The sequence below is a fragment of the Streptomyces sp. WAC 01529 genome (assembly GCF_003945545.1).
In the GTDB taxonomy this organism is placed as follows: Bacteria; Actinomycetota; Actinomycetes; order Streptomycetales; family Streptomycetaceae; genus Streptomyces; species Streptomyces anatolicus.
On record NZ_CP029617.1, the window covers coordinates 7,756,509 to 7,769,314 of the forward strand.

The 12,806-nt window shown below is 73.2% G+C and carries 9 protein-coding genes; 5 read left to right on the top strand and 4 right to left on the bottom strand.

Annotated features, from left to right (window positions below; all coding sequences use genetic code 11):
- Positions 1 to 12: 12 nt before the first annotated feature.
- From DMA15_RS34275 to hppD, 4 genes are all read right to left on the bottom strand, one after another.
- Positions 13 to 894, bottom strand: a complete 882-nt coding sequence (locus tag DMA15_RS34275) for a LysR substrate-binding domain-containing protein (protein WP_125516549.1) — start codon at positions 892 to 894, stop codon at positions 13 to 15.
- A gap of 83 nt (positions 895 to 977) precedes the next feature.
- Entirely contained in the window at positions 978 to 3,329 is a 2,352-nt protein-coding gene (locus tag DMA15_RS34280; RefSeq protein WP_125516550.1) for an excinuclease ABC subunit UvrA, read from the bottom strand.
- 191 nt (positions 3,330 to 3,520) lie between these two features.
- A complete protein-coding gene (locus DMA15_RS34285; RefSeq protein ID WP_125518197.1) occupies positions 3,521 to 4,603 on the bottom strand; it encodes an alpha-hydroxy acid oxidase in 1,083 nt (360 codons plus the stop codon).
- Between the two features lie 76 nt (positions 4,604 to 4,679).
- Positions 4,680 to 5,798: a 4-hydroxyphenylpyruvate dioxygenase gene (gene hppD / locus DMA15_RS34290; protein ID WP_125516551.1), complete on the bottom strand. Its 1,119-nt coding sequence runs from the start codon at positions 5,796 to 5,798 to the stop codon at positions 4,680 to 4,682.
- Positions 5,799 to 5,971: 173 nt separating this feature from the next.
- On the opposite strand from hppD, the gene DMA15_RS34295 reads away from it, so the two are divergent.
- The 5 genes from DMA15_RS34295 to dpgC all read left to right on the top strand — a co-directional run bounded on the left by DMA15_RS34295 (position 5,972) and on the right by dpgC (position 12,806).
- Complete coding sequence (locus DMA15_RS34295; RefSeq protein ID WP_206302894.1) at positions 5,972 to 7,114, top strand: prephenate dehydrogenase; 1,143 nt, start codon at positions 5,972 to 5,974, stop codon at positions 7,112 to 7,114.
- A 125-nt stretch (positions 7,115 to 7,239) separates the two neighbouring features.
- A complete protein-coding gene (locus DMA15_RS34300) occupies positions 7,240 to 9,516 on the top strand; it encodes an aminotransferase class I/II-fold pyridoxal phosphate-dependent enzyme (protein ID WP_125516553.1) in 2,277 nt (758 codons plus the stop codon).
- Between the two features lie 97 nt (positions 9,517 to 9,613).
- Positions 9,614 to 10,711, top strand: coding sequence for a 3,5-dihydroxyphenylacetyl-CoA synthase DpgA (gene dpgA, locus DMA15_RS34305; RefSeq protein WP_240660331.1), 1,098 nt, complete (start codon positions 9,614 to 9,616; stop codon positions 10,709 to 10,711).
- A 47-nt stretch (positions 10,712 to 10,758) separates the two neighbouring features.
- Positions 10,759 to 11,424, top strand: a complete 666-nt coding sequence (gene dpgB / locus DMA15_RS34310; RefSeq protein ID WP_125516554.1) for an enoyl-CoA-hydratase DpgB — start codon at positions 10,759 to 10,761, stop codon at positions 11,422 to 11,424.
- Positions 11,425 to 11,501: 77 nt separating this feature from the next.
- Complete coding sequence (gene dpgC / locus DMA15_RS34315) at positions 11,502 to 12,806, top strand: (3,5-dihydroxyphenyl)acetyl-CoA 1,2-dioxygenase DpgC (protein ID WP_240660333.1); 1,305 nt, start codon at positions 11,502 to 11,504, stop codon at positions 12,804 to 12,806.

Below are 12,806 nucleotides of genomic sequence, written 5' to 3' on the forward strand. Positions count from 1 at the left end.
TACGAGACACCCTCACCCGTCCCGAGCCAGAAGCATGCGCTGGAGTTCTCGCGCCGCCCGCGGCGGGGCCACGTCGCTGCGGTGCGCCAGGGCGATCGTGCGGTGCAGGCTCGGCCGAGAGAGCGGGGCCATCCGCAGATCGGAGCCCGACCGTTCGGCCACCATGCGCGGCACGACCGCCACGCCGAGCCCCGCCCGTACGAAGCCGAGCACCGCGTCCATCTCGCCGCCCTCCACCGCGAACTCGGGCTCGAACCCCTCGGCACGGCACGCGGCGACGGTCAGCTCCCGCAGGTCGTAGCCGTGCCGGAACATCACGAGGCGCTCGCCCTGCAAGTCGGCGATCCGCACCGCCTTGCCCAGGCGGCGCGTCTGGGGGGACGCCACCACGACCAGGTCCTCGCGCAGCAGCTCCACCGTGGTCAGCGCGGGCGAGGGACTCGGCAGCGGAAGCACCACGAGCGCCAAGTCCAGCGCGCCGCGCGCCAGTTCGCGTACGAGATCGTGGGAGCCGCTCTCCTCGATGAGCAGCTGGATGCCCGGATGCCGGTCGTGGAAGGCGCGCAGCACGTCGGGGAGCAGCCCCGTGCACACACTGGGGGTCGCGCCGAGCCGGATGCGGCCGCGGCGCAGCTGCGCCAGCTCCTGCACCTCGATCCGGGCGGTGTCCGCGTCCGCGAGGATCCGCCGGGCCAGCGGCAGCAGCGTCTCGCCCGCGTCGGTCAGCGTGATGTTGCCGCGGGCCCGGCTGAACAGCTCCGCGCCCAGCTCCTTCTCCAGGGCCCGGATCTGCTGCGAGAGCGAGGGCTGGGAGACGTGGACCTGCTCGGCGGCCCGCGTGAAGTGCCGCGTCTCGGCGACCGCGACGAAGTAGTGCAGCTGCTGGAATTGCATACGCGCACGATACGACGGTCGATAGGCGCAGGCTATGGAGACGAGTGGAATCATCCCGTCGGTGAGAGCCAGCGCCGGGGCGTCTACCGGGGCGGTCGGCCGAGCGTGCGGGCCAGGTAGGGAGAGGTGTGGCTCTCCTCGGCGCGCGCCACCTCCGCCGGAGGGCCGCACGCCACGATCCGGCCGCCCTTGTCGCCGCCGCCGGGACCGAGGTCGATGACCCAGTCCGCGCCCGCCACCACCGCCATGTCGTGCTCGACGACGACCACCGAGTTCCCGGCGTCGACCAGTTCGTGCAGACGGTGGGTGAGGACCTCGACGTCGGCGGGGTGCAGACCGGTCGTCGGCTCGTCGAGGAGGTAGAGCGTATGACCGCGCCGGGCCCGCTGCAGCTCGCTCGCCAGCTTGATCCGCTGGGCCTCGCCGCCCGAAAGCTCCGTGGCCGGCTGCCCGAGCCGCAGATAGCCGAGCCCGACGTCGATGAGCGTGCGCAGACTGCGTACGACCGCCGGGGTCCGCGCGAAGAACTCCGCGGCCGACTCGACGGTGAGGTCGAGCACCTGGGCGATGTTCTTGCCCTGATACGTCACGTCGAGCGTCTCGGGGTTGTAGCGGGCCCCCGCGCAGTCCGGGCACGGCGCGTAGGTGCTCGGCAGGAAGAGCAGTTCGACGCTGACGAAACCCTCGCCCTGGCAGGTCTCGCACCGCCCGCCCGCCACGTTGAAGGAGAACCGGCCGACGCCGTAACCCCGCTCCTTCGCCGCGTCCGTGCCCGCGAAGACCTTGCGGACCACGTCGAAGAGGCCGGTGTACGTGGCGAGGTTCGAGCGCGGGGTGCGCCCGATCGGCTTCTGGTCGACGCGGACCAGGCGGCCGACCCCCGCCGACTCCTCGGTGATCTCGCCCACGAGCGTCGACTTGCCCGAACCGGAGACGCCCGTGATGGCCGTGAAGACGCCGAGGGGCAGCTCGGCACTCACGCCACGCAGATTGTGCCGGGTGACCGGACCGACCTTCAACCAGCCCCGGGCCGTGCGCACTTCGCGCTCCGGAGCTGGCTCCCGGTCGAAGAGGAAACGGGCCGTGGCCGACTCCCGCACACCCGCCAGCTCGGCCACCGGGCCGCTGTGCAGCACCCGCCCGCCGTGCTCACCGGCGTGCGGGCCGACATCGACGAGCCAGTCCGCGTGGCGCATGACATCGAGGTGGTGCTCCACGACGAAGACGGAGTTGCCCGCCGCCTTGAGGCGGTCGAGAACCGTCAACAGGGCTTCCGTGTCCGCCGGGTGGAGCCCCGCCGACGGCTCGTCCAGGACGTACACCACACCGAACAGCCCCGAGCGCAGCTGCGTCGCGAGCCGCAGACGCTGAAGTTCGCCCGCGGAGAGGGTGGGTGTGGCGCGGTCGGGGCTGAGGTAGCCGAGCCCGAGTTCGGTGACGGTCGCGATGCGGGCCAGCAGATCCTCGGTGAGGACGCGCGCCGAGTCCGACGAACTCGCCCCGCTCTCAAGCACCTTGGCCAGTTCGGAGAGCGGGAGCGCGGCGAGTTCGGCGATCGTGCGGCCCGCGAACGTCACCGCGAGCGCCTCGGGCCGCAGCCTGCTCCCGTCGCACGCCGGGCAGGGCGCGCTCGCCAGGAACCGTTCGGCCTTGGCGCGCAGCGTCTGGCTCTTGGAGTCGGAGAAGGTCTTCATGACATAGCGCCGGGCGCTCATGTACGTACCCTGGTAAGGGCGTTGGATCCGGCCCGCGTCGCGCACCGGGTGCACGGTCACCACCGGCTGCTCGTCCGTGAACAGGATCCACTCGCGGTCCGCCGCGTCCAGCTCGCGCCACGGACGGTCCACGTCGTAGCCGAGGGTGTCAAGCACGTCGCGGAGGTTCTTGCCCTGCCAGGCGCCGGGCCAGGCGGCGATCGCGCCCTCGCGGATGGAGAGCGAGGGATCGGGGACCAGCAGCTCCTCGCTCGTGCGGTGGACCCGGCCGAGGCCGTGGCACTCGGGGCAGGCGCCTGCCGCGGTGTTCGGCGAGAAGGCGTCCGAGTCGAGCCGCTCGGCGCCCTCGGGGTAGCTGCCCGCGCGGGAGAAGAGCATCCGCAGGGAGTTGGACAGGGTGGTGACCGTGCCGACGGAGGAGCGCGAGGTCGGCGCCGAGCGGCGCTGCTGGAGCGAGACCGCGGGCGGCAGCCCCGTGATCTCCCCGACCTTCGGCGCGCCCACCTGGTGGATGAGGCGCCGGGCGTACGGCGCGACCGACTCGAAGTACCGCCGCTGGGCCTCGGCGTAGATCGTGCCGAAGGCGAGCGAGGACTTCCCGGAACCGGAGACGCCGGTGAAGACCGCGAGGACATCGCGCGGGATGTCCACGTCGACGCCCTGGAGATTGTGCTCCCGGGCGCCCCGGACGCGTACGAACGGATCATGGGGGCTGTGCATGGGCTGGCTCCGTACGCGGCTCGGGGACAAACCCCACGATTCTAGGCCGTGGGCCCGGGCGCGCGCCGGGCGGGCGCACCCGGCGCCGGACGGCGACCGCGCTCGTCGCTCGTAGGCACCGGGCATCAGGCATCCGGCACCAGCCATCCGGCACCGGGCCCACCAGTTCTACCCCGTGCGGTCTCCGTCCGTCAGCGCAGCGGCAGAGGGTGGTGGACCGTACGCAGCTCCGCCGCGGCGGAGACGTCCGCGCAGCCCGCCAGGCCCAGGGCGTCGCGGAGTTCATCGGCGAGGAGTTCCAGGACGCGCCGCGCCCCCGCCTCCCCGCCCATGGCGAGGCCCCAGACCGGTGGGCGGCCGACCAGGACGCCGCGGGCGCCCAGGGCCAGCGCCCGCAGGATGTCCGTACCGCTGCGGATGCCGCTGTCCAGCAGGACCTCGCAGCGGCCGCCCAGGGCCGCTACGATCCCCGGCAGCGCGTCCACGCTCGGGACCGCGCCGTCCAGCTGGCGGCCCCCGTGGTTGGAGACCACCACGGCGTCCACCCCGCACTCGGCGGCGCGCACCGCGTCCTCGGCCGCGAGCACGCCCTTGAGGACCAGCGGCAGCCGGGTCCGCTCCCGCAGCGCCGCCACCGACGACCACGTGAGGGCGGCGGAGAAGGCGGCACCGGTATGGGCGGCGAGCGCGGACGCGGGCCCGTCGGGGGCCCGGTGCGCGGCGGACGGGCCCGTGGCGAGGTGGGCGGCCCGCACATGGTCCGGCAGTGCGAACCGGTTGCGCATGTCCCGCAGCCGCCGCCCCATCCACGGCACGTCGACGGTCAGCACGATCGCCTCCACGCCGGCGTCCTCGGCCCTGCGGACCAGGTCGAAGGCGTGGCCGCTCGCCCGCAGCCAGTACAGCTGGAACCACACGGCCGCGCCGGTCGCCGTGAGCCGCTCGACCGGGACGCTGCTGAGGCAACCGGCGGTGAACGGCACCCCCGCCGCGTGCGCCGCCCGGGCGGCGGCCAGTTCGCCCTCGGGGTGCACGAGCCGCTGGTAGGCGACCGGCGCGACCGCCAGGGGCAGCCGGGCCGGACGCCCGAGGAGGGTGGTCTCCGCCGTGCACCGCGACACGTCCCGCAGGACGCGCGGGACGACGAAGACGCGGTCCAAGGCGGCGCGGTTGGCGTCGAGCGTGGTCTCGGCGCCGCTGCCCCCGGAGACGAAGTCCCGCACGTCGGCGGGGAGTACCGCGGCCGCGGCGCGCTCCACGTCGGCGAGGCACAGGGCGTCGGCCGGGGTGCGGACGGGGGCCGGGCACGGAACGGGGTCCGGGACCGTGTCCGGGACCCGCGCCACCCCGTCAGCGCTGGTGGAACCCACGCTGCTTCGTCCGCTCCAGCTCCACCGCTTCGTAGAGCGCCTTGATGTTCGCGCTGCCGAAGGTCTCGGCGCCCTGGCGCTCGATGATCTCGAAGAACAGCGTGCCCCGCGGATGGGCCGAGGCCGTGAAGATCTGGAAGAGCTGACCGTCGTGGTCCTCCGCCGCCAGCACGTTCGTCGCCCGCAGATCCTCGAGCCGCTCGGCGCTCAGCGAGACGCGCCGGCCCAGCAGGTCGTAGTACGACGACGGCGTGCGCAGGAAGCCGACGCCCCGCCCGGACAGGGCCCGCACCGACTCCACCGCGTCGGCCGCGGAGAACGCCAGGTGCTGGACGCCCGCGCCCTGGTGACTCTTGAGGAACTCGTCGATCTGCCCGCTCGCGGCGGACGTGTCCGGCTCGATGAGCGTCAGCGTCACCGTGCCCGACGGGCTCTGCACCGCCGTTGACTCCATCGCCTGGGCGCCGACCGTGATGCGCTCCTGGAAGATGTCCCGGAAACCGAGGGCGTCGCGGTAGTAGTCGACCATCGGAGCGAGATCGCCCGCTTGCAGGCACACCGCGATGTGGTCCAGCTCCAGCAGACCGGCGTCGGCGGCCGGTTCGCCGCCCGTGGCCGGGGCGGGGACGTAGCCGACCGGAAGGCCCGGGCCCTCCCCGGGAGCGCGCCGCACGAGTGTGTGGACGACGTCCCCGAAGCCGCACAGCGCCGCGGTGACCGCGGGGCCGTCGCCGGAGTGCCGTTCCGGGGACCGGTGCGCCAGGGCGCCGCGCGCGAGCGCCGCGTGGAAGGCCGCCTCCGGATCGGCGGTGCGCAGGGCGATGTCGGCGACACCGTCACCGTGGGCCGCCACATACGCCGACCCGGGGTGCTGGTCCGACGTCGCCTGCGTGAGGACGAGAGTGATCTGCCCCTGGCGGAGCGCGACGCCGCGTTGCTCCGCGGACGTGCTCGTGCCGACCACGGTGAAGGAGTACCCGTCGACCCAGGAGGCCGTCGCCCGCTCCAGGTCTTCGACGTACATCTCGACGTAGTCGATCGACAGGTCCGCCAGCGGATTCCCGGCGCTCTCACTCGGAGGTTTTGCTATTTCGCTCATGAATGTCTCCAGATCCGGAGAGAAATGAGTTTCCGGGGGACTCTACGAGCCCGCTCTCTCGTCTGGCTACAAACGAAATGGACGGCCGTCTTTGCCGATTCGAACCGTCCAGAATAAAGTGAGCGGCCTTTCGGTTAATGGTCGTTGGCCTTTCGAACGGGTGATGTTCAGTGATGCGCACCATGACCGTCATCGGCACGGGTCTGATCGGCACGTCGGTCGCGCTCGCCGTGAGCAGGCGGGGTGTAAGGGTGTACCTGACCGACCGGGACCCCGCCGCCGCGCGGACGGCCGCCGCGCTCGGCGCCGGCCTCGCGCGAGCCCCGGGGGAGACCGTCGATCTGGCCGTGATCGCCGTCCCGCCCAGCCAGGTGGGCGCCGTCCTCACCGAGGCGCAGGAGCGGGGCCTCGCCCGGACCTACACCGACGTGGCGAGCGTGAAGGCCGGGCCCGAACAGGCGGTGCTGCGCGGCGCCCCCGACCCGGCCCGGTACATCGGCGGCCACCCGCTGGCGGGGCGGGAACGCTCGGGTCCGCTGGCCGCCCGCGCCGAGCTGTTCCGGGACCGCAACTGGGTGCTCACGCCGTCCCGGCTCGCCTCGGACGACGCCTTCGAACGGGCCCTGGAACTGGTCGCCCTGTGCGAGGCCGTCCCCGTCGTGATGCGCAGTCAGGACCACGACGCCGCCGTGGCCGTCACCTCCCACATGCCGCATCTGATGGCAAGCCTGATCGCGGCCCGGCTGCGGGAGGGCCCCGAAGGCCTCTCCCGCGTCGCGGGGCAGGGGCTGCGCGACGCCACCCGGATCGCCGGCGGCGACTCCCGGCTGTGGGGCGACATCCTCCAGGCCAACGCCCCGGCCATCGCGGGCGTCCTGAAGGACCTGCACACCGATCTGTCCCGGCTCGTCCCCGCGCTCGACGCGCTGGCCCGGCCCGGCGGCGCGGATCGCGACCACGGCATGCGGGCCCTGGTGGACCTGCTCGACCGGGGCATCTCGGGCCTCGCCGAGATCCCCGGGCCCGGGGACGGTGAGAGCCGGGGGGTAAGGGTGGCCGTCGCGGAGCGCCCCGGGGAGCTGGCGCGGCTCCTCGCCGCCGTCGCGGAGCTGGGCGTCACCGCGGAGGACGCCGCCGTCGAGACGGCCGTCGCGGGCGCGGGCCTCACCGTGCGGTTCGCGGTCGCGGCCCGCACGGCCGACAAGCTGGCGGACGTGCTCGGCGCCGAGGGCTGGGACGTCGTAGGGGACCCGGCACGTCCAAGTGCGCGAAACGAACGGTTGGACGATGTTGTTGGACCGTCAGGATTCGTGTGACTCTGAGCGCCGACTGTCGAATTCTCACAAACCACTGAACCACTGAACCACTGAACCACTGAACGGCTGAACCGCTGAACCGCCACCGCAGAAGTGCCGAACCGTCGAACGCCTGGGGGAAATCCATGGCGGAACAGATCGCCGATGATTGTGTGCCGGGCAATTCCACCGAGGATCGCGCGGTCGTCGCCAACCGCGGCGCCTTCGACCGCATCGGCCTGCGCCAGGGCGGGCAGTCCGACGCCGTCTCGCCCGAGACGACCGTGAAGGTCCTCGACCGGAGCTGGTCGGCGCCGCTGGTCGTCGGCCCGCTCGACGCCCCGGCACGCCCCGGCGGCGAACTCGCCGTCATCCGGGCAGCCGCGGCGGCCGGGCTCCCGGCCGTGGTGAGCGCCTTCGCCGAGCGGACCTTCGCCGAACTCGCCTCGGCCGCCGACATCCCCCTGTGGCTGCGGACTTTCGCGTTCCAGGGCCGGGGGACGGCACGGCGCATCGCCGGGCGCGCCGAGGACACCGGGTTCGGCGCGCTGCTCCTCGCACTCGGCGACCGCGACGACGTCCGTGCCCGGCGCGTCGCCGCCCCCGCCGAACTGGGCACCGGCGCGCGCGGCCCCTTCGACGACGTACGTACCCTGCTGCGCGCCCGCGCCGACTGGTCCGACGTGGCGTGGCTGCGTTCGGTCACCGCGCTGCCGCTGCTGGTCGCGGGCATCGGCAGCGCGACCGAGGCGCGGCGCGCCATCGACACGGGCGCCGACGGGATCGTGGTCACCGCCCTCGACGCGCTCCCCGAGATCGCCGAGACCGTGGCGGGCCGCTGTCCCGTCCTGCTGAGCGGCGGTGTCCGCCGGGGCGCGGACATCCTGGCGTCGCTCGCCGCGGGCGCCGACGCCGTCGTCGCGGGCCGCCCGGTCCTCGACGGGCTGCGGGCGGGCGGGCGCGCGGGCGTGACGGAAGCGCTGGCCGGCCTCGTCAGGGAACTGGGCGCCGCGATGACGTTCACGGGCGCCGCCACCGTCACGGACATCGGGCCCGACGCGATCCGCACCGCTCCCCGCCCCGCCGCCGAAGCGGCGCCGATCCGGGCCGCGCAGCCGCTGCGGAAGGCCGAGCTGCACGCCAGCGTCTGCGACCCGGTCCTGGACACGATGACGTTCCTCAACGAGATCACCTCCCGCTACCCGGAGGCGATCTCCTTCGCGCCGGGCCGCCCCTACGACGGCTTCTTCGACAGCGAGCAGATCTTCACACACCTGCGCCGGTACCTGAACCACCTGGAGGAGCAGGGGAGTTCATCCCAGCAGGTGCGTACGGCCATGTACCAGTACGGTCCCACCGCGGGCCAGATCCGGGAGATCATCGCCGACTCGCTGCGCGCCGACGAGAACATCGACGTACCGGCCGAGTCCATCGTGGTGACCGTAGGCGCGCAGGAGGCGATGCTCCTCGTGCTGCGCGCCCTCATCACCGGACCCGACGACGTCCTCCTCGTCTCCAGCCCCTGCTACGTGGGGATCACCGGCGCGGCCCGGCTCCTGGACGTCGCCGTCACCGCCGTCGAGGAACGCGAGGACGGGATCTCCTGCGCCGACCTGGAAGCCGCGATCAGGAACGAGCGGGCCCGCGGGCGCAGTCCCCGCGCCTTCTACGTCGTACCCGACCACTCCAACCCGTCCGGCACCACGATGGGTCCGCGGGCCCGCGCCGAACTCCTCGCGCTCGCCGCCCGGCACGGCATCCTCGTACTGGAGGACAGCCCTTACCGACTGGTGAGCCCCGGACGGCCGCTGCCCACGCTGAAGTCCCTGGACCGCGCGCACAGCGTGGTGCACCTGGGCTCGTTCTCCAAGACGGTCTTCCCCGGCGCCCGGGTGGGCTTCGTCATCGCCGACCAGCCCGTCCTGGACGACGCGGGCCGCACCGGACTGCTCGCGGACGAACTCGCGAAGATCAAGAGCATGGTGACGGTCAACACCTCTTCGCTCAGCCAGGGCGCCGTGGCGGGCGCCCTCCTCGCGGCCGACGGGAAGGTCTCGGAGCTGAACACCGCGGCCGCCGCCTACTACGGCGACGCCATGCGGGCCACGCTCAGGGAGCTCGACCGCCACCTGCCGGCCGACCGGCGCGAGGCCCTCGGCGTGCGCTGGAACGAACCGACCGGCGGCTTCTTCCTCACCCTGCGCGTGCCGTTCCGCGCCGACAACACCGCGCTGATCCGCTCGGCTCAGGACTTCGGCGTCATCTGGACGCCCATGTCGTACTTCCATCCCGGGGGCGGCGGAACGCATGGAATCCGCCTCTCCACCAGCTATCTGACGCCCACCCAGATCGAGGAGGGCGCCGCGAGGCTCGCCCGCTTCATCGAGGCGTGGAGCGCGACACCAGAAGGGACGGCACCGTGACCGGCACCAACGCCATGCGTGAACCGCGCCGCAGCAAGCCACGAATGTGGGGGTGGACCTTCCGATGACCATCGACATGACAGCAGCGCCCGAGGGCATGGCGCTGCCCGGGGTTCTCGACGACATCCGGATGGCCCCCGCCCCCCGGATCACCGGGGTGGGCACGGCCGTGAGCCCCACCTCCTACTCCCAGCGGGAAGTGCTCGACGCCTTCGGCATCACCGACCCCAAGGTGCGGTCGGTCTTCCTCAACAGCGCCATCGAGCGCCGCAACCTCACCCTGCCCGCCGAGGACGCCCACGGAGTGCGCGCCCCCGAGTCCCAGGGCGACCTGCTCGACAAGCACAAGGCACTGGCACTGGAGATGGGCGCCGAGGCGCTGCGCGCCTGCCTGAAGAACGCCGGAGCCGAACTGGCCGACCTGCGCCACCTGTGCTGCGTCACCTCCACCGGCTTCCTCACACCGGGCCTCAGCGCCCTGCTGATCAGGGAGTTGGGCATCGACCGGCACTGCAGCCGGGCCGACATCGTCGGCATGGGCTGCAACGCGGGCCTCAACGCCCTGAGCGTGGAAGCGGGGTGGGCGGCCTCCCACCCCGGCGAACTCGCCGTCGTGCTCTGCGTCGAGGCGTGCTCGGCCGCGTACGCGATGGACTCCACGATGCGCACGGCCGTCGTGAACAGTCTCTTCGGTGACGGCGCCGCGGCCGTCGCGCTCGTCGCGGGGGACGAGCGGGAGCCGACGCCGCAACCGGCCCCTGTGGTACTGAAGTTCGCCAGCTGCATCATCCCCGAGGCCGTGGACGCGATGCGCTACGACTGGGACCGCGACCAGGGCAGGTTCAGCTTCTTCCTCGACCCGCAGATCCCCTACGTCGTGGGCGCGCACGCCGAGATCGTCGTCGACCGCCTGCTGGAGGGCACCGGGCTGCGCAGGAGCGACATACGGCACTGGCTCGTGCACTCCGGGGGCAAGAAGGTCATCGACGCCGTCGTGGTCAACCTCGGCCTGACCCGCCACGACGTACGGCACACCGTCGGTGTGCTGCGGGACCACGGGAACGTCTCCAGCGGATCGTTCCTCTTCTCCTACGAACGCCTCCTCGAAGAGGGGGTCACCCGGCCCGGCGAGTACGGAGTGCTCATGACCATGGGCCCGGGCTCCACGATCGAGACGGCGCTGATCCGATGGTGAGCGCGAGCCATGGCGAGGACGGGCCGACGGTGAGGACGGACGGGACCATGAAACCCCTGCGCGCACTGGAACTGGACGGCTCCGAGCCCCTCTCCGCCACGGCCGTCAAGGCCGTCGCGGACCTCTGCGACCGGGCGGAGGACCCGGAAGGCCACGCCCTCGCGGTCGTCCACGTCACCGGGGCGCCGCACGGCGACTGGACCGGCGGCCTCGACGTCACGCTGGTCACCAAGTGGGAGCGCGCCCTGCGCCGCCTGGAACGGCTGCCGGCCGCCACGGTCGCGGTCGCCCGCGGCGACTGCGGCGGGACCGCGCTCGACGCGTTCCTCGCCGCCGACCTCCGCGTGGCCGCCCCGGGCACCCGGCTCCTCGTCCCGCGCGATGCCACGGCGACCTGGCCCGGCATGGCCGTCTACCGTCTTGTCCAGCTCGCCGGGGCCGCACGGGTCCGCAAGGCCGTCCTGTTCGGCCGCCCGATCGACGCGGCCGAGGCGCTGGCACTGGGCGTCGTCGACGAAGTGGCCGACGACCCGGCGGCGGCCGTGACCGCCGCGGCGGGCCTCGCGCACGGCCTGTCCGGCAAAGAGATCGCGATCCGGCGGCAGTTGATGTTCGACGCCGCGACGACCAGCTTCGAGGACGCCCTCGGCGCCCACCTCGCGGCCTGCGACCGCGCCCTGCGGCAGGGCGCCGAGGAGGTGGCGGCATCGTGACGACCGTCCACCACGCCCCCGCGGCGGCCCCGCCCGCGGCCCCCGGGCACGGGGACGTCAGAGACATCTGGGCGGCTCTGGCCGCCTCTTCCGGGGCCCTCGCCCGCGTCGACGAACTGGCCGGGGCCCTGCCGGAACCGCCCGCCCGCACACCCGGCGAGCGGGCCGCGATCGCCGCCGCCAAGGACGCGGCCCGCGCGCTGCGGGCCGCGTTCCTCGACACGTACGCCGACGCCGTGTACGACCGGCTGACCAGCGGCCGCACCCTGTCGCCGCGCATCGACGAACTCCTCGACGCCGCCGCCACAGAGCTGCCCGGCCTGGTGCCCGACGAGGCCCTGCTCGCCGCCGAGCGCAGCAGGCCGCAGGCAGCCAAGGAAGGGCACGAGATCGACCAGGGCATCTTCCTGCGCGCCGTGCTCCGCTCACCGACGGCCGGCCCGCACTTGCTCGACGCCATGCTCCGGCCGACCCCCCGCGCCCTGGGGCTCCTCGATGAGTTCACCCGCACCGGCGCGGTGCGGATGGAGTCCGTGCGCGTCGAACGGGGCGACGACGGCGTGGCGCGGCTGACCCTGTGCCGCGACGACCGGCTGAACGCCGAGGACACCCGCCAGGTCGACGACATGGAGACCGCCGTCGACCTCGCCCTGCTCGACCCGGCGGTACGGGTCGGGCTGCTGCGCGGCGGGGAGATGAGCCACCCGCGCTACCGCGGCAGGCGGGTGTTCAGCGCGGGCATCAACCTCAAGAGCCTCAGCTCCGGTGACATCCCGCTGGTCGGGTTCCTGCTGCGCCGCGAACTCGGCTACCTCCACAAGCTCGTACGCGGTGTGCTCACCGACCACGCGGGCCAGTGGCACTCCCCCCGCGTGGAGAAGCCGTGGGTCGCCGCAGTGGACGGCTTCGCCATCGGCGGCGGCGCCCAGGTCCTGCTGGTCTGCGACCACGTGCTCGCCGCGTCCGACGCCTACCTCAGCCTGCCCGCGGCGAAGGAGGGCATCATCCCCGGCGTCGCCAACTTCCGGCTCACCCGGTACGCGGGACCCCGGCTCGCCCGGCAGATCATCCTCCAAGGCCGCAGGATCAGGGCCGCCGAACCGGCCGCGAGGCTCCTGGTCGACGAGATCGTGGAACCGGAGGAGATGGACGCCGCGGTCGAACGCGCCGTGGCCGGGCTCGACGGCGCCGCGGTGCTCGCCAACCGCCGCATGCTCAACCTCGCCGAGGAACCACCGGACGCGTTCCGCGCGTACATGGCGGAGTTCGCGCTCCAACAGGCTTTGCGGATCTACGGCCAGGACGTCATCGACAAGGTCGGCCGCTTCGCCGCGACCCCGCAGGACGGCCCGCAGGACGGTCCGCCGGGCTCCGGCGGCTGA

Bases quoted from the DNA above. Each gene is read 5' to 3' on its own strand.
- dpgA (WP_240660331.1), top strand. From the start codon at position 9,614: ATGGCGCTGCCCGGGGTTCTCGACGACATCCGGATGGCCCCCGCCCCC.
- hppD (WP_125516551.1), bottom strand. From the start codon at position 5,798: ATGAGCGAAATAGCAAAACCTCCGAGTGAGAGCGCCGGGAATCCGCTG.
- DMA15_RS34295 (WP_206302894.1), top strand. From the start codon at position 5,972: ATGCGCACCATGACCGTCATCGGCACGGGTCTGATCGGCACGTCGGTC.
- DMA15_RS34280 (WP_125516550.1), bottom strand. From the start codon at position 3,329: ATGCACAGCCCCCATGATCCGTTCGTACGCGTCCGGGGCGCCCGGGAG.
- dpgB (WP_125516554.1), top strand. From the start codon at position 10,759: ATGAAACCCCTGCGCGCACTGGAACTGGACGGCTCCGAGCCCCTCTCC.
- DMA15_RS34275 (WP_125516549.1), bottom strand. From the start codon at position 894: ATGCAATTCCAGCAGCTGCACTACTTCGTCGCGGTCGCCGAGACGCGG.
- DMA15_RS34300 (WP_125516553.1), top strand. From the start codon at position 7,240: ATGGCGGAACAGATCGCCGATGATTGTGTGCCGGGCAATTCCACCGAG.